Annotated in this window: 13 protein-coding genes, 1 tRNA gene and 1 pseudogene; 6 read left to right on the top strand and 9 right to left on the bottom strand. The window is 73.0% G+C overall.

Translation table 11 applies throughout. The annotated features are described in order from the left end of the window. Nucleotides 1-214 precede the first annotated feature (214 nt). Nucleotides 215-1,108 (bottom strand): glycosyltransferase family 2 protein, encoded by an 894-nt coding sequence (locus ACIRDU_RS14695; protein WP_403578744.1) that lies wholly within the window; start codon nucleotides 1,106-1,108, stop codon nucleotides 215-217. Nucleotides 1,109-1,326: 218 nt separating this feature from the next. On the opposite strand from ACIRDU_RS14695, the gene ACIRDU_RS14690 reads away from it, so the two are divergent. Continuing rightward, entirely contained in the window at nucleotides 1,327-2,208 is an 882-nt protein-coding gene (locus ACIRDU_RS14690) for a helix-turn-helix domain-containing protein (RefSeq protein WP_403578742.1), read from the top strand. Nucleotides 2,209-2,262: 54 nt separating this feature from the next. On the opposite strand, the gene ACIRDU_RS14685 is transcribed toward ACIRDU_RS14690, so the two are convergent. Next, entirely contained in the window at nucleotides 2,263-3,027 is a 765-nt protein-coding gene (locus ACIRDU_RS14685) for a DJ-1/PfpI family protein (protein WP_403578739.1), read from the bottom strand. Then, nucleotides 3,024-4,028, bottom strand: coding sequence for a GlxA family transcriptional regulator (locus tag ACIRDU_RS14680; RefSeq protein ID WP_403578736.1), 1,005 nt, complete (start codon nucleotides 4,026-4,028; stop codon nucleotides 3,024-3,026). The genes ACIRDU_RS14685 and ACIRDU_RS14680 overlap by 4 nt, the downstream gene beginning before the upstream one ends. 73 nt (nucleotides 4,029-4,101) lie before the next feature. Between ACIRDU_RS14680 and ACIRDU_RS14675 the strand changes: the two are divergent. Then, nucleotides 4,102-4,271: pseudogene (locus ACIRDU_RS14675) on the top strand (IS481 family transposase); the annotation flags it as partial. Nucleotides 4,272-4,336: 65 nt separating this feature from the next. On the opposite strand, the gene ACIRDU_RS14670 reads toward ACIRDU_RS14675, so the two are convergent. Beyond that, entirely contained in the window at nucleotides 4,337-5,002 is a 666-nt protein-coding gene (locus tag ACIRDU_RS14670) for a LuxR C-terminal-related transcriptional regulator (protein WP_403579013.1), read from the bottom strand. 24 nt (nucleotides 5,003-5,026) lie between these two features. After that, the gene (locus ACIRDU_RS14665; RefSeq protein WP_403578733.1) at nucleotides 5,027-6,298 is read right to left on the bottom strand and encodes a sensor histidine kinase; all 1,272 of its coding nucleotides are present in this window, start codon (nucleotides 6,296-6,298) and stop codon (nucleotides 5,027-5,029) included. Between the two features lie 172 nt (nucleotides 6,299-6,470). Between ACIRDU_RS14665 and ACIRDU_RS14660 the strand changes: the two genes are divergently transcribed. After that, nucleotides 6,471-7,109: a DedA family protein gene (locus ACIRDU_RS14660; RefSeq protein WP_403578731.1), complete on the top strand. Its 639-nt coding sequence runs from the start codon at nucleotides 6,471-6,473 to the stop codon at nucleotides 7,107-7,109. Here the strand turns inward: ACIRDU_RS14660 and ACIRDU_RS14655 are convergent. After that, entirely contained in the window at nucleotides 7,093-7,875 is a 783-nt protein-coding gene (locus ACIRDU_RS14655) for a thioesterase II family protein (RefSeq protein WP_403578728.1), read from the bottom strand. The two genes, ACIRDU_RS14660 and ACIRDU_RS14655, sit on opposite strands and share 17 nt — an antisense overlap. A 250-nt stretch (nucleotides 7,876-8,125) precedes the next feature. Between ACIRDU_RS14655 and ACIRDU_RS14650 the strand changes: the two genes are divergently transcribed. Genes ACIRDU_RS14650 through ACIRDU_RS14640 form a run of 3 tightly spaced genes read left to right on the top strand, consistent with a single transcriptional unit; the run spans nucleotide 8,126 to nucleotide 11,695 of the window. Further along, the gene (locus ACIRDU_RS14650; RefSeq protein ID WP_403578725.1) at nucleotides 8,126-8,884 is read left to right on the top strand and encodes an ABC transporter ATP-binding protein; all 759 of its coding nucleotides are present in this window, start codon (nucleotides 8,126-8,128) and stop codon (nucleotides 8,882-8,884) included. Beyond that, nucleotides 8,878-11,379 (top strand): FtsX-like permease family protein, encoded by a 2,502-nt coding sequence (locus ACIRDU_RS14645; RefSeq protein WP_403578722.1) that lies wholly within the window; start codon nucleotides 8,878-8,880, stop codon nucleotides 11,377-11,379. Before ACIRDU_RS14650 ends, ACIRDU_RS14645 begins: the two co-directional genes overlap by 7 nt. Nucleotides 11,380-11,434: 55 nt before the next feature. After that, nucleotides 11,435-11,695 carry a hypothetical protein gene (locus ACIRDU_RS14640; protein WP_403578719.1) on the top strand — a complete coding sequence of 87 codons (261 nt, stop codon included), beginning with the start codon at nucleotides 11,435-11,437 and terminating at the stop codon, nucleotides 11,693-11,695. A 14-nt stretch (nucleotides 11,696-11,709) separates the two neighbouring features. Here the strand turns inward: ACIRDU_RS14640 and ACIRDU_RS14635 are convergent, their stop codons facing one another. The 3 genes from ACIRDU_RS14635 to ACIRDU_RS14625 form a co-directional block, all read right to left on the bottom strand. Beyond that, nucleotides 11,710-11,862 carry a hypothetical protein gene (locus tag ACIRDU_RS14635; protein ID WP_403578716.1) on the bottom strand — a complete coding sequence of 51 codons (153 nt, stop codon included), beginning with the start codon at nucleotides 11,860-11,862 and terminating at the stop codon, nucleotides 11,710-11,712. 361 nt (nucleotides 11,863-12,223) lie between these two features. After that, nucleotides 12,224-12,300, bottom strand: a tRNA-Thr gene (locus tag ACIRDU_RS14630). Between the two features lie 107 nt (nucleotides 12,301-12,407). Further along, nucleotides 12,408-14,030: an alpha/beta hydrolase gene (locus tag ACIRDU_RS14625; protein WP_403578712.1), complete on the bottom strand. Its 1,623-nt coding sequence runs from the start codon at nucleotides 14,028-14,030 to the stop codon at nucleotides 12,408-12,410. Nucleotides 14,031-14,061: the final 31 nt, after the last annotated feature.

Here is a 14,061-nt window from a genome sequence, read left to right as displayed (position 1 = left end):
CGACTTCAGGCCGATCGGCGGACGACGCAACGGCCAACCGTTGGCCACATGTTAGCGATCCGTTGGCAAAGCCTGATGTGATCACTACATCGGATCTGGCCCGGCGGTACGCGCGTCTGGACGCGCAACTCGGGGGAGTGTCGCCGCCGCGGCCGGATCCGGGTCCCGGTCGGCGGAGGTGAACGGCCGGGGCCCACTCCAGCTCTCCAGCGCGTCAGATGACGGGCGGCCGCCCCAGTCGGGTGAGCCGCCACACCGTCCGCCACCGCATGGGCCGCCGCTCCCCCGCCGGCTCCCGTACGCCTTCCACGAAGCCGCCGAACCAGGCGCGCAGCCCGGCGCCCGACCGGTTCCGGGCGAGGGTGAGCAGTACCCACACGCCCAGGTGGACGGGGATGAGCGCGAGCGGCAGCCGGCGGCGGGCCAGCCAGACCCGGTTGCGGGCGTTCACCCGGTAGTAGATGGCGTGCCGGGCGGGCGAGGTCCTCGGATGCCGGAGCAGCAGCTCCGGGGCGTACAGGATCCGCCAGCCGGCATCCGCCGCGCGCCATGCGAGGTCGGTCTCCTCGTGCGCGAAGAAGAACTCGGCGGGCCAGTCGCCGACCTCGTCGAGCATTGCCATCCGCAGGGCGTGCCCGCCACCGAGGAAGCCGGTGACGTAACCGCCCCGGAGGGGGTCCGAGTCACCGACCCGGGGTACGTGCCGCCGCTGCGTCTCACCGAGCTCGTCGGCGATGCGGAAGCCGACGATGCCGAGCCGCTCGTCGGCGGCGTACAGATCCCGTACGCGGCGCAGCACGTCGGGGTCGACGAGCAGACCGTCGTCGTCCAGATCCACCACGACGTCGATGTCGCCGAACTCCCGCAGCCGGGCAAGGGCCGCGTTGCGCCCGCCGGGACAGCCGAGGTTCTCGTCGAGCTCGACGGCGGTGACCTCGCCGGGCAGCGACAGCCGCCGGGCGAAGTCGGGCAGCGGGCAGCCGTTGCCGACGACGACGATCCGCTCGGGCGGCACGTCCTGCTTGGCCACGGACTCCAGCACGGCGTCGACCTCGTCGGGCCGGTTGCCCATCGTCACCACGGCGACGGCGATCCGGGGCGCCCCCATGTCCTCACCTCGTCCCGGTCGGCAGCTGACGGACTGACCGGCGATGCTAGCCGTTCACGGTAGGGCCCCCTTGAGGACGCCTGCCGGACGGCGGTTCGCCTACGCCGTTCAGCGCAGGCGGCACCCGAGCCGCACCCGACCGGAGCGGGCACGGGATGTCGGGTGCGGCAGGGCCCGCGCTGCCTAGCGTGAGAGCACCAAGAGGAAGGAGACCGGACGTGCTGGACCGGCTCAACCAGGCGATGGACCGGATCGAACGGAACCTCGGCGACACCGTCGACGTGGCGGACCTGGCGCGTACGGCATGCACCTCGGAGTACCACCTGCGCCGCATGTTCTCCGCCCTGGCCGGCATGCCGCTGTCGGAGTACATCCGCCGCCGTCGGTTGACGGTCGCGGGCGCGGAGGTGCTGTCGGGGGACGCGACGCTGCTGGAGATCGCGATCCGCTACGGCTACGGCTCCGGCGAGGCGTTCGCGCGGGCGTTCCGCCAGATGCACGGCGTGGGCCCGGGCGAGGCTCGGCGCACCGGCGCCGCGCTCGTCTCCCAGCCCCGGTTGACCTTCCGCCTCACCGTCGAAGGGAGCAGCAGCATGCACTACCGCGTCGTCGACCGCCCGGCCTTCACCGTCACGGGCTTCAAGACCCGGATCCCCCTGATCCACTCCGGCCCGAACCAGGCGATCATCGACTTCGTCCGCGGCCTCGACAGGTCCGCGGTGGACCAGTTGGAGAAGCTGTCCGACCAGGAACCGCGGGGCATCGTCTCGGTCTGCGACGACCTGGACCCGAGCCGCGCGGAGGGCACGGAACTCGACTACTACCACGCCGTGATCACTCCGGCCCCGGCCTCGTCCGCGGCCCCGGAAGGCACCACCACCCTGCCGGTCCCGCCCGGCACCTGGGCGGTCTTCACGACGTCGGGCCCGGCCCCCCGGGCCATCCAGGAACTCTGGCGCGACGTGTTCACCGAGTGGTTCCCGTCCAACCCCTACCGCACCCGCCCCGGCCCGGAGATCCTCCGCACCCGCCTGTCACCCGACGGCACGGACGCGGACGCCGAACTGTGGCTCCCGGTGGAGCGGGAGACCACCCGCTGAAACACGCGAGAACCCCAGGCCGGCTGCCATCCGGCCTGGGGTTCGGTGGAGCACCTACACCTGAGAGGAGGCCAGCAACTGCAGTGCCCTTTCCTTCAGTTGCGGACTGGCTTCGGTGGCGTCGCCGGCGTCGAAGGGGGGCTGGGGGTCGTATTCCACGGCGAGTTGAATCGCCTTGGCCGTGTCGTCGTCCGTGAGCAAGGACGCGAGGTACAGGGCCATGTCCACTCCGGCCGACACCCCGGCCGCAGTGATGATCTTCCCCGAGTGCACGTAGCGCTGCGGCAGGTAGGTCACGTCGAAGGTGGACCGGAGGTACTCGGCGGAGGCCCAGTAGGTCGTCGCCCGCCGTCCCTTCAGCAGGCCCGCCGCAGCGAGGACGACGCTGCCGGTGCAGACCGAGGTCGTCCATCGGCTGTGCCGGTGGATGGCGCGGATCCAGCGCAGGAGGGCCTGGTTGTTCATCGCCCCCACGGTGCCGCGGTCGCCCCCGCCCGGCACGAGCAGAACGTCGAGCCGGTCGACCTCGTCGATGGAACGCTCGGCGACCACGGCCACGTCCGCGGTGTCCGTGCGGACCGCGCCGCGCTTCTCGGCGATCATCGTCACGGTCGCGTCGGGCAGGCGTGACAGGACCTCGGCCGGACCGGTGGGATCCAGCAGGCTGTAGCCGTCGTACAGCAGGATGCCGATATCCGGCCCCGAACCCTTGGGCGGGACGGCGTGCGCCGCCCCGGCCGGGGCCGCTGCCGTGGCGGCGAGCCCGGCAGCCGCCACGGTCCCGCGCAGTACGTTTCTGCGTGTCGTCGAATGCCTCATGGCCGCGGAGTCTTCTGCCTCGGTCTGACGCGCGCCGTCGGCATGTCCGGCATCCTGCGAAGCCTGTCCCCGGTCATGCCGTAGTGGTCCAGAAACGCCTGCCGCAGCGTCTCGGCCGACCCGAACCCGCACCGGCGGGCAATCGCCGCCATGGACAGTCCGCTGGACCGCACCAGGTGCGCCGCCGCTTCGGCGCGCGCCGCCCGCACGGCCCGGGCGGGCGTGGTGCCGAGGTGCGCGGTGAACAGGCGGGTCAGATGCCGAGGGCTGACCCCCGCCCGGGCGGCCAGGGCGGCGGGTGTGAGGTCCTCGGCCAGATGGCCGGCGATATGGCCCACGAGGTCCCGCACCAGCCGGTCCTCCGGTGGTGGAGCTGCGAGGAACAGGGAGATCTGCGCCTGGTCGGCCGGTCGGTGCAGATGTGTGACGAGTTCGCGGGCGACGGCCCGGGCGAGGGTCGGCCCGTGGTCGTCCTCGATCAGCGCCAGCGTCAGGTCGAGCGCGCTGGTGACGCCGGCCGAGGTGTAGACATGGCCGTCACGTACGTAGAGCGGCCTGACGTCCACGGCCACGTCGGGATGGCGCTCGGCAAGCCGCTCCCCCCATCCCCAGTGGGTCGTCACCCGCCGGTGATCCAGCAGTCCGGCGGCGGCCAGAACGTAAGCGCCCGTGCAGACGGAGGCCACGCGTCGGCTGTGTCCGGCCAGCCGGCGTACGTGCCCCAGTAATCGCTGGTCCGCCGCCGCGTCCTCACAGCCGATGCCGCCCACGACGAACAGCGTGTCCAACGGTCCCGCGACCGCCTCCAGTCCCTGCCCCGCTCCCACGAGAATCCCTGCCGAGCTGCGAGCCGCCCGACGGCCGAGGGTGGCCAGCTCGATGGAGTACGGCGGTTGCGCCCCGTACCGGTTGGCGATGTCCAACGCGCCACTGGGGCAGGCGATGTCGAGAATCTGCGCGTCGTCATAGGCGACGATGAGGACGCGCCGTCTGGTGTCCATGCCCGCGATACCAGCACCTCCCTCATCATGGCCACCCCACGGGGTCCGGCAGTTCCGCCGCCTAGAGTTCTGCATCCCCGACGGAGGCGGACACAAGGTGCTGGGCCGCGCGGCCGGCAGCCCGAACAAGAACCGCCGCAACGGCGCCGGATACGCCTCCTCCGCACCGCCCCGGACGCCCCTTCCCGCCTGGCCTACACCGAAGACCTACCCGATGAGAAGGCGGCCACCTGGGCGAGCTTTCTCCTGCCGGGCATCGGCGGCCAAACCCCATCCAGCCGCGTCACCGACCTGTCCGGTCGGCACACCTAGGCGGTGTCCACTCCGGGCCGGCCGCGCAGGTACGCGAGGACCGCGAGGACCCGGCGGTTGGTCGAGTCGTCGAGGGAGAGGTCGAGCTTGGTGAGGATGGAGCCGAAGTGCTTGCTGACGGTGCCCTCGCTCACCACCATCGCCGCGGCGATCGACGCGTTGGACTTGCCCTCCGCCATCAGCGCGAGCACCTCCTGCTCCCGCGCGGTGAGCCGGGCCAGCGGGTCGCGCCGGTGCCTGATCAGCTGGCGCACCACTTCGGGGTCGACGACGGTGCCGCCCTCCGCGACCCGGTGCACCGCGTCGACGAACTCCTCGACGTGGCCGATCCGTTCCTTGAGGAGATAGCCCACCCCGGTGCCGTCGGAGGAGTCGAGCAGGTCCTCGGCGTAGGACCGCTGGATGTACTGGCTGAGGACCAGGATCGGCAGTCCGGGCCGGCGGCGGCGCAGGGCGATGGCGGCACGCAGGCCCTCGTCGGAGAAGCCGGGCGGCATCCGTACATCGGTCACCACGATGTCGGGTTCGTGCGCGGCGACCGCGTCGGTGAGCTCGTCCGCGGAACCCACCGCGGCGACCACCTGGTGCCCGAAGCGCTCCATGAGGCCGACGAGTCCTTCGCGGAGCAGGACACTGTCCTCGGCCAGCACGATGCGCAGCATCAGTTCCTCAATCATGGGGTCGGATCAGGCGGTTGAGCAGGGTACCAGCAGGCGGAACACGGTGGGCCCACCCGGCGGACTGGACACCAGCAGGCGGCCGTCGAGGACCGAGACGCGATCGGCGACGCCCTGCAGGCCCGTCCCCCGCCCGGTGTCCGCGCCCCCGTGACCGTCGTCCTCGACCTCCACGGCCAGCTGCCCGTTCTCCAGGCCGCCCCGCACCACGGCCCTGCTCGCGCCGCTGTGCTTGGCGACGTTGGCGAGGGCCTCGCTGACCGCGAAGTACACGGCCGTCTCGATCGCCTCCGGGGGCCGGACCGGCAGGTCGAGTTCCACGTCGACGGGGATCGTCGAGCGGTCCGCGAGATCTTCCACGGCCGCCACCAGGCCCCGGTCGGTGAGGACTTGGGGGTGGATGCCGCGGATCAGCTCCCTGATCTCGACGAGGGCGGTGGCCGCCTCGTCCTGCGCCTTGGCGAGCAGCGGGCCGAGCGGCCCGTCCGACGCGTCGAGGCGGGCCAGGCCGAGCGTCATGGACAGGGCGACGAGCCGCTGCTGCGCCCCGTCGTGCAGATCGCGCTCGATGCGGCGCCGCTCCGCCTCGAAGGCGTCCACGAGACGGACCCGGGAGCGGCCCAGCTCTTTGATCTTCGAGTTCAGTTCGCCGGTCGGCGAGGCCAGCAGGAAGCGGGTCAGGGCGGCCCGGCCCGCGGCGATCGCGCCGAGCGGGTAGGCGAAGACGGGCATCAGCAGCAGCCCGGCGAGCGCCGCCGAGAGCGCCCCGGGCCAGCTGTCCACGATCCACATCTTCAGGACCCGCGCCTCCTCGCCGTCGACCGCCAGCATGACCGGCGCCGCGAGCAGCCCGCCGCAGACGAGGAGGAGGGAGCCCACGACCAGCGCTTCGAGGGGCCACAGCAGGAAGCCGAAGAGCACCGCGTAGCCCAGCTCGCGCCAGGTGGCGCGTTCCTGGAGCCGGGTGCGCAGCCAGGCGGTGAGGCCGGTGCGGTCGGGCTCGCGGTGCGGATCGGCGAGCGGCTCGCTGTCGATCAGACGCAGCCGGCGGCGCTCGACCGACGCCAGCGGCACCCCGGTGAGGACGAGGACGAGCAGCAGCGGAAGGCCGACGACGACCACGGTGAGCACGCTGCCCGCGACGGCGAGCAGCACGAGCGTGAGCAGGGTGATGAGGCCGAGGACCGCACTGCTGAGCAGGTACAGCGCCGCGCGCCAGGGCCAGGCGCTGCGTACGTAGCGGCGCAGGTGGAGCCGGGTCCAGATCGTCGGAGGGTGCATGGGCCGCACGTTATGAGACCTCTCCGGCCCGGACCACCCAGCTGGCTCCACCATCGGGGTGGGCACGGGCTACCGGCCAGGTCTGGGCCTGGCTGCGATGTGCCGGAGCGCCCCCGCGCGGTCTGCTGTAAGGGCTCCGGACGAGGGGTGACGGCGCGGCGAGAGGACCGAAATGGCCTGGATCCAGGAGCAGTTGGCGGCTGTGCCCGCGTGGCTGACGCTGCTGATCGTCTTCCTGCTTCCGATGGCGGAGCCCGCGCTCCCCCTGCTCGGCATGCTGCTCCCTTCGCAGACCGCCTTGATGGCGAGCGGCGTGCTCGCGCACCACGGCGCGCTGCCGCTTCCCGCCGCGATCGCGATGGCGGTGCTCGGCGCGCTGGCGGGCAATGTGATCGGTCATCTGGTGGGGCGCCGGTGGGGGCCCCGGCTCGCCGCGAACCTGCCGGCCCGGGTGACCGGCTCGCCCGCCTACCGCGCGGCGCTGCACACCGTCGGCGCCTACAGCGCGCGGGCGGTGCTGCTCGGCCGGTTCAACGCGGTGCTGCGCACGCTGGTGCCGGTGATGTGCGGCGCCGCCGGCGTGCCCTGGGCCCGCTATCTCGGACTGTCCCTGCTCGGCAGCCTGCTGTGGGCGCCCAGTTGTGTGGCGGTCGGTCTGATCGCGGGCGGCTCCTGGCAGAAGTGGGGTGGCTCGGGGGTGCTCGCCGCCGCCGGCGCCGCGCTGCTGCTGACCAGCTCCCTGCCGATGCTGCTGTCGTACCTCAGCAGCAGGAAGGCCCAGGCGAACGCCACGCTCACCAGCGCTGGTTGAGATACGTCAGGAGTTCTGCCTCGTGCGGTACGAGGTAGAAGTGGTCGCCGGGAAAGACCTGGTGCTCGTACGCGGATGTGGTCAGCGGCCGCCAGGACAGCAGGTCGGCCAGGGAGCAGCCCGGGTCGTCCACGCCGCCGACCGCCGTGACCGGTGCGCGCAGGGGCGCCGGCCGGGCGGGCCGGTAGGACTCGATGAGGCGGAAGTCGCCGCGCAGCGAGGGCAGCAGCAGCGGGCGCAGGTCGGGGTCGTCGTAGACGGCGGAGCCGAGGTCCCCCAGGCGTCGGGCCGAGGCGATCAGACTGTCGTCGTCGAGGAGGTGGAGGGCGCCGCCGCGTTCGGTGTGCGGGGCGCCGCGCCCGGAGACGACGACGCGCTCGGGCACGATGCCGTGCCGCTCGTCGAGGCGGCGCGCCACCTCGTAGGCGACGGCGGAGCCGAGGCTGTGCCCGAACAGGGCGAGAGGGGCGCGGAGTCCGGGCCCGAGGACGTCTTCGAGGGCGTCGGTGATGCGGTCGGCGAGCTCCGCCATGGTCTCGGCGCAGGGCTCGGCGAGCCGCTCCTGACGGCCGGGGTACTGGGTGGCGAGCAGTTCCACGCCGCGTGGCAGGCGGGCCGCCCAGCCGTGGAAGAGGGTCGCCGTGCCGCCCGCGTGCGGGAAGCCGACGAGGCGCAGCCGGACGCTCCCGTCCGTGGCCGGGTAACGCCGGAACCAGCGGCTCCTGATCCCCGCCCCCACAACGCCCCCTGCTCCTGCGACGCCCATACGAATCCACCCTCCCCTGTCGTGGCACGGCCCCTGGCGGGCCCCGGCCCCGCCATGATCCGTCGCGCGCGGGCCCACGGGCGGGGACGGCGCCGGCAGGACGCTGCCGGTGCAGGTTCCTGGAGCCCTGCGCTCTGCCCTTTCCGTGCCGGGTGCAGCCATCGTGCACAGGAAGGTGGAGCTACCTCCACCCCCAAGACTCCGTCCCGCTGCGATGTCACCGTCGAGCGGGCCCGATTGAGTGGACACCATGAATCAAGCAGCCGTCCGGCTCCGCTCCGTGACCCGGTCCTACGGGACAGGCGACAACGCGGTCACCGCCCTCGACCAGGTCAGCCTCGACATCCCGCCGGGTACCTTCACCGCCGTCATGGGCCCCTCGGGCTCCGGCAAGTCGACCCTGTTGCAGTGCACGGCGGGGCTCGACCGGCCGACCGGGGGCCAGGTCTTCCTCGGTGAAACGGATCTGACCCGGCTGAGCGAGAAGAAGCTGACGCTGCTGCGCCGGCGGCGCATCGGGTTCGTCTTCCAGGCCTTCAACCTGCTGCCCGCGCTGACCGCCGAGCAGAACGTCGGGCTGCCGCTGCGGCTCGCGGGCCGCCGCCCCAGGCGGTCCGAGGTCCTGAACGTCCTGGAGCAGGTCGGCCTGCGCGAGCGCGCCGGGCACCGGCCCAGCGAGATGTCGGGCGGCCAGCAGCAGCGCGTGGCGCTCGCCCGCGCCCTGGTCACCAAGCCGGAGGTGCTGTTCGGCGACGAGCCGACGGGCGCCCTGGACTCCACCACGAGCCGCGAAGTGCTGACGCTGCTGCGGACGATGGTCGACCGCGGCCAGACGGTGATCATGGTGACGCACGACCCGGTCGCCGCCTCCTCTGCGGACCGGGTGCTCTTCCTCGCCGACGGCACGGTCCAGGGCGAGCTGCACACGCCGACGGCGGAGCAGGTCGCCCAGCGGATGACCGCCCTGAGCGCCGTCCCGCCGAAGGCCTCGGCGGTGGCGTCGTGCTGAGTCTCGCGCTGCGCGGGATGCGCACCCGCTGGGTCACGTTCGTCGGTTCGTTCGTCGCGCTCGCGCTCGGGGTCGGCCTCATCGCCACCACGGGCCTCGCGCTCGCGGCGACGTTCGACGCGCCGGAGCGGGGCACCGAACGGTTCGCCGAGGCGCGGGTCGTGGTGCAGGGCACGGACGAGGTGAAGGCCGACACCCCGATCGGGGTGCGGACGTCGACGCTGACCAACCCCCGTGCGGTGCCGCAGAAACTGGCGGACGAGCTGGCCACGGTGGGCCCCGTCGCCGAGGACCGTACGTTCCCGGTCTCGGTACCGGACGCGGACCGGCGGGTCGGTGCGGACACCGCGCTCGTGGGCCACTCGTGGGCCATCGCCGCGGCCACGCCGTACCGCCTCACCTCCGGACGCGCCCCCACATCGCCCGGCGAGGTCGTCGTCACCACAGGGCCCGGCGCGCAGGTGCGCGCCGGGGACCGGATCCAGGTCGTCACACCCGAGGACGCCGGCACCCGCACCGTGGTCGGCACGGTGCCGGCGGCCGGCTTCGAGTCGGCGGTGTTCTTCACCGCCGCCGAGGCCGCGCGCCTGTCCCCGCGCATCGACCGCGTGACGGTGGACGCCGACCCGGCCGCCGTCCGCGCGGCGCTCGGCACCGGCTCGGGCATGACCGTCCTCACCGGCGACGACCGGCGGCGCGCCGACCCCGACCCGGACCGCGACAAGGAGGCCCTGGTCTCCGTGAACGCCCTGCTCGGCACCGCGGCCGGCATCAGCGCGTTCGTGTCGGTGTTCGTGGTCGCCTCGACGTTCACCTTCGCGGTGGCGCAGCGCAGGCGGGAGTTCGGACTCCTGCGGATGGCGGGCGCGACACCCGGTCAGGTACGGCGCATGGTCTACGCGGAGGCCCTGGTGATCGGGTTGCTCGCCTCGGGCGCGGGGTGCTGGCTGGGCCGGTGGGCCGCGCCTCGCCTCGCCTCGTGGATGTCGGGACAGGGCCTCGCCCCGGCCTGGTTCCGGATCGGTGAGCAGGCCTGGCCGCTCCATGTCGCCTTCTGGACCGGCCTGACGGTGGCCCTGTGCGGCGTCGTCGCGGCGTCCTTCCGCGCGGGCCGGACCGGCCCGACGGCGGCGCTGCGGGAGTCCGCCGTCGACAGCGGCACGATGCCGTGGAGCCGCCTCCTGGTGGCCGCCGCCGTGCTGCTCACCGGCCTCGGCCTCCTGGTGACGGCGCTGGTGGACAACCCCGGCGACGTGCTGAAGCGCAAGACGTACATCACCCAGCCGATGCTGCTCATCGTGGGGATGGCCCTGCTCGCGCCGATTCTGGTGCGGCCGCTGACCCGGCTGCTGACCTGGCTGCCCGCCCGGCTGCCGGGCGCCGTGGGCATGCTGGCGCGGGAGAACGCGGCGGCGGGGGTGCGCCGGACGGCGGCCGTGGCCGCGCCGGTCATCATCACCGTGGCGCTCGCCTGCTCCCTGATGGGCACGACCGCCACCATCAACGAGGCCAAGGCCGCCGAGGCCCGCACCCAGACGCGGGCCGACTACGTGGTCTCGTCGGGCGACGGGGGCCGGGCGCTGCCCGCCGGGTTCGTCCGGGCGGCCCGTGCCGTCCCCGGCGTCACGGTCAGCACGTCCCGCTCGACCGGGGTGACCGTCCTGGAGGAGGGCACCGCCCTCGTCCGCTCCGAGGCCCGCGCCGTCGGCAGCGGCACGGACCTGTCCGAGGTGTCCCACCTCCCCGTCGTGGCGGGAAGACTGGCCGACCTCGATGACGACAGCATCGTCGTCAACGAAGAATGGCTGACCACCCGCGTCGGCGACCGGGTGCCCGTCTGGCTGGGCGACGGCCGCAAGGTGAACCTCAGGATCGCCGCGGTCCTCGGGATCGGCACCGGCAACAACGGCGTGTACCTCACCGCGCGCAACGCCGCCGGCGCGGGCGTCGACCGCGTCGACGTCAAGGTCGCCGCCGACGCGGACCGGGCCGCCGTCGACCGGCGGCTGCGCGCGGCGGGCGAGGCGAGCGGCGTCGAGGTGCTCGGCGCCGGGCAGTGGATCGACGCGCACTACCCGCGCTCCAGCGAGTCCACCCGGCTCGGCCTGCTGATGATCCTGGCCATCGCCCTGGTCTACACGGGCATCGCGCTGGCCAACACGCTGGTCATGGCCACCACGGACCGGGTCCGCGACCTCGCCGCGCTGCGCCTGACGGGCGCGACGAAGCCCCAGGTGCTGCGCCTGGTCGCCGTCGAGTCGGTGATGGTCGTGGTGGTCGGCGCGGTGCTGGGCGCCGCCGTCTCGGCGGTCAACCTGCTCGGCGTCCGCACCGCCCTCGGCCTGCTCGACGTGCGCTCCGCGATCGTCGTGCCCTGGCCCACGGTGGGCGTGGTGATCGCCGCGAGCGCCCTCCTCGCGGTCCTCGCGGCCACCCTGCCCGCGTCGTTCGCCCTGCGCACCCGCCCGGTGGAGCTGGCGGGCATGCGCGAGTAGTCCCGCCGGAGACGTACCGACCGGTCCACCGATCCCTACGAGCCCGAGAGGCTGCATGGGCTTGCTGCTGTTCCTGAGAGGCCTGCTGTTCCTCGGAGGCCTGCTGTTCCTCGGAGGCGAGGAGGCGGGTCAGTGCGGAGGCCGCGGCGACGAGCGCCAGGACACCCATCGCCGCACCGAGCAGGGCGGCCATGCGGGACGCGCCGAGGGAGTCGAGGAGCACGCCCCCGGCGAGTGCGCCGAGTGCGTTGGCGCCCGAACCCGCCAGCTGCAGCGCGCTGTTGGCGCGGCCCTGGAGGCAGGCCCACGAACGTGAGTCGTCGGCTGCCTCTACGCGGGCATGGTCGCCGTCCCGTCCTCTTTGCCCGGCCAGTACAGCCACCAGCGCCGCCGCGTGGACTCCGTCGCCGCTGTCCTCACCAGCGAGGCCGTCGCCGCGAATGTCCTGGACTGGGCGGCGTCCGACCCGGGCCGGGAGGTCACCTGCGCCCCAACTCCGCGTACGAACTGTGCGCCCGCCAGATCACCGACGAGCAACTCGCCGAACTCGACCTGTCCTGCCGGCGGTTCGCGGCCAACGGTTCGGAGCCTGTACAGGCCTCCACCCTCACCGCGTTCGCCAAGCGCTTCGCCCCGGCCGGCTTCCGCAGCCACACCATGGCGCGCTGCTGTCGAGAGAGCCGTCACCTGGACGGCCCGCCGGCCGCGTAGCCCGAGAGCACGGACACGAAGAGAGAGCGCCTTGGGCGCCTTGTGGCAAGGCGCCCTCTCCCACAGCTTCCCGGCGCCACGGCCCCGAGCAACAGAAAACCCCAGGTCAGCGACTATCTGACCTGGGGTTTGATGGAGCCGCCTTCGGGATTCGAACCCGAGACCTACGCATTACGAGTGCGTTGCTCTGGCCATCTGAGCTAAGGCGGCGCGCTGTCCGCACTATGGTGCGATCAGCAACGACGGTAAGTCTACACAGTTTCCGAGGGTGCTCCGCACCGGCCCCGGAGGCAGGCCCTCCGGGGCCAGGAGCAGGGCTATGAGCAGCGCTTTCCGTCCGTGGGCGGGGTGCCGCGCAGGAGGTAGGCGTTGATCGTCCGGTCGATGCAGGAGCTGCCGCGGCCGTAGGCCGTGTGGCCGTCACCCTCGTAGGTGAGCAGGCGCGCCGAGGAGAGCTGGCCGGCCAGGGCCTGCGCCCAGCGGTACGGGGTCGCCGGGTCCCGGGTCGTGCCGACCACGACGATGGGCGCCGCGCCCTTGGCCTCGATCCGGTGCGGCTCACCCGTGGCGTGCACGGGCCAGTACGCGCAGTTCAGGGCCGCCCACGCGAGGCCCTCGCCGAAGACCGGCGACGCCTTCTCGAACCGGGGCAGCGCCCTGCGCACCTCGTCGGGGGTGTCGAAGGAGGGTGGCAGGTCCAGGCAGTTCACCGCCGCGTTGGCGAACATCAGGTTGCTGTACGCGCCGTCGGCGTCCCGCTCGTAGTAGCTGTCGGAGAGAACGAGGAGCCCGGATCCGTCGTTCTCCTTCATCGCGGTCGTCAGCGCCTCGCGCAGCTGTTCCCAGGAGCGCTCGTCGTACATGGCCGCGATCACACCGGTCGTGGCGAGCGACTCGGTGAGCTTGCGGCCGCCGGAGGCACCGGTGGCCAGGGCCCGCCTGTCCAGCTTCTCGAAGAACGCCTTGAGGTTCTCGCCGACCCGCTCGGGCGAGGTGCCCTTGCCGCCCAAGGGGCAGTCGGCCTGCCGTACGCAGTCCTTCGCGAACGACCGGAACGCCGTCTCGAAGCCCGCCGTCTGTTCGAGGTTCAGTCGCCGGGACGGCAGCGACGGGTCCATCGCGCCGTCCAGCACCAGCCGGCCCGCCCGGTCCGGGAAGAGCCCGGCGTACGTCGCCCCGAGGAAGGTGCCGTAGGAGGCGCCGACGAAGTTCAGCTTCTGGTCGCCGAGCGCCGCCCGCACGATGTCCATGTCCCGGGCCGCCTCCACGGTGGAGACATGACGCAGCAGCCGGGGCGCATCGGCGCCACAGCCCTCGGCGAACCTCCGGTACGCCGCGACCAGCCCGTCCGCCTCCTTCCCGTCGTCGGGAGTGGCGTCGGTCTGCGTGTACGTGTCCATGCCCGGCCCGTCCAGACACTCCACGGGCTCGCTGCCGGCCACGCCGCGCGGGTCGACCGCCACCATGTCGTAGCGGGCCCGCACCTCGGCCGGGTAGCCGATGCCCGCGTACGACTGCACGTAGCCGATGGCCGAACCGCCCGGCCCGCCCGGGTTCACGAGCAGCGAGCCCAGCCGCTTGCCCGGGCCCGTGGCCTTCTTGCGGGTGACGGCCAGCCGGACGTCGCCGGAGGACGGCTTGGCGTAGTCGAGCGGCGCCTTGAGGGTGGCGCACTCGAAGCCGGGGACGCCGCAGCCGCGCCAGGCCGGCTTCTGCCGGTAGTACGACGAGAGGGCCGCGGGCGTGGACTGTGGCAGCGCGACCAGCGCCGCCTCCGCCGCCGCGGAGGCGGCGGATGTCGTCGCGCTCCCGGAGGAGCAGGCGGAGACGAGCAGCGCGGCCGTGGCGAGGAGACCGGCAGCGGTCTTGGCCCGGTTTCGTGTCCTGCGGTGGAGACCGCCGGAGCCGGAGGCGGAGCGGGGGGTGCGCCCTGTGTACATCCAGCGAGCGTAACTCTGCGCGACGAAATGA

Source organism: Streptomyces sp. NPDC093598, from assembly GCF_044764825.1.
Lineage (GTDB): Bacteria > Actinomycetota > Actinomycetes > Streptomycetales > Streptomycetaceae > Streptomyces.
Note: the sequence above shows the minus strand (reverse complement) of the source record. Positions and strands in the feature narration are given on the sequence as shown.

What these genes read in the sequence shown, in the direction of transcription:
- ACIRDU_RS14695 (WP_403578744.1), bottom strand. Translation starts at nt 1,108, where the DNA reads ATGGGGGCGCCCCGGATCGCCGTCGCCGTGGTGACGATGGGCAACCGG.
- ACIRDU_RS14685 (WP_403578739.1), bottom strand. Translation starts at nt 3,027, where the DNA reads ATGAGGCATTCGACGACACGCAGAAACGTACTGCGCGGGACCGTGGCG.
- ACIRDU_RS14680 (WP_403578736.1), bottom strand. Translation starts at nt 4,028, where the DNA reads ATGGACACCAGACGGCGCGTCCTCATCGTCGCCTATGACGACGCGCAG.
- ACIRDU_RS14670 (WP_403579013.1), bottom strand. Translation starts at nt 5,002, where the DNA reads ATGCTGCGCATCGTGCTGGCCGAGGACAGTGTCCTGCTCCGCGAAGGA.
- ACIRDU_RS14665 (WP_403578733.1), bottom strand. Translation starts at nt 6,298, where the DNA reads ATGCACCCTCCGACGATCTGGACCCGGCTCCACCTGCGCCGCTACGTA.
- ACIRDU_RS14660 (WP_403578731.1), top strand. Translation starts at nt 6,471, where the DNA reads ATGGCCTGGATCCAGGAGCAGTTGGCGGCTGTGCCCGCGTGGCTGACG.
- ACIRDU_RS14655 (WP_403578728.1), bottom strand. Translation starts at nt 7,875, where the DNA reads ATGGGCGTCGCAGGAGCAGGGGGCGTTGTGGGGGCGGGGATCAGGAGC.
- ACIRDU_RS14650 (WP_403578725.1), top strand. Translation starts at nt 8,126, where the DNA reads ATGAATCAAGCAGCCGTCCGGCTCCGCTCCGTGACCCGGTCCTACGGG.
- ACIRDU_RS14640 (WP_403578719.1), top strand. Translation starts at nt 11,435, where the DNA reads ATGGGCTTGCTGCTGTTCCTGAGAGGCCTGCTGTTCCTCGGAGGCCTG.
- ACIRDU_RS14625 (WP_403578712.1), bottom strand. Translation starts at nt 14,030, where the DNA reads ATGTACACAGGGCGCACCCCCCGCTCCGCCTCCGGCTCCGGCGGTCTC.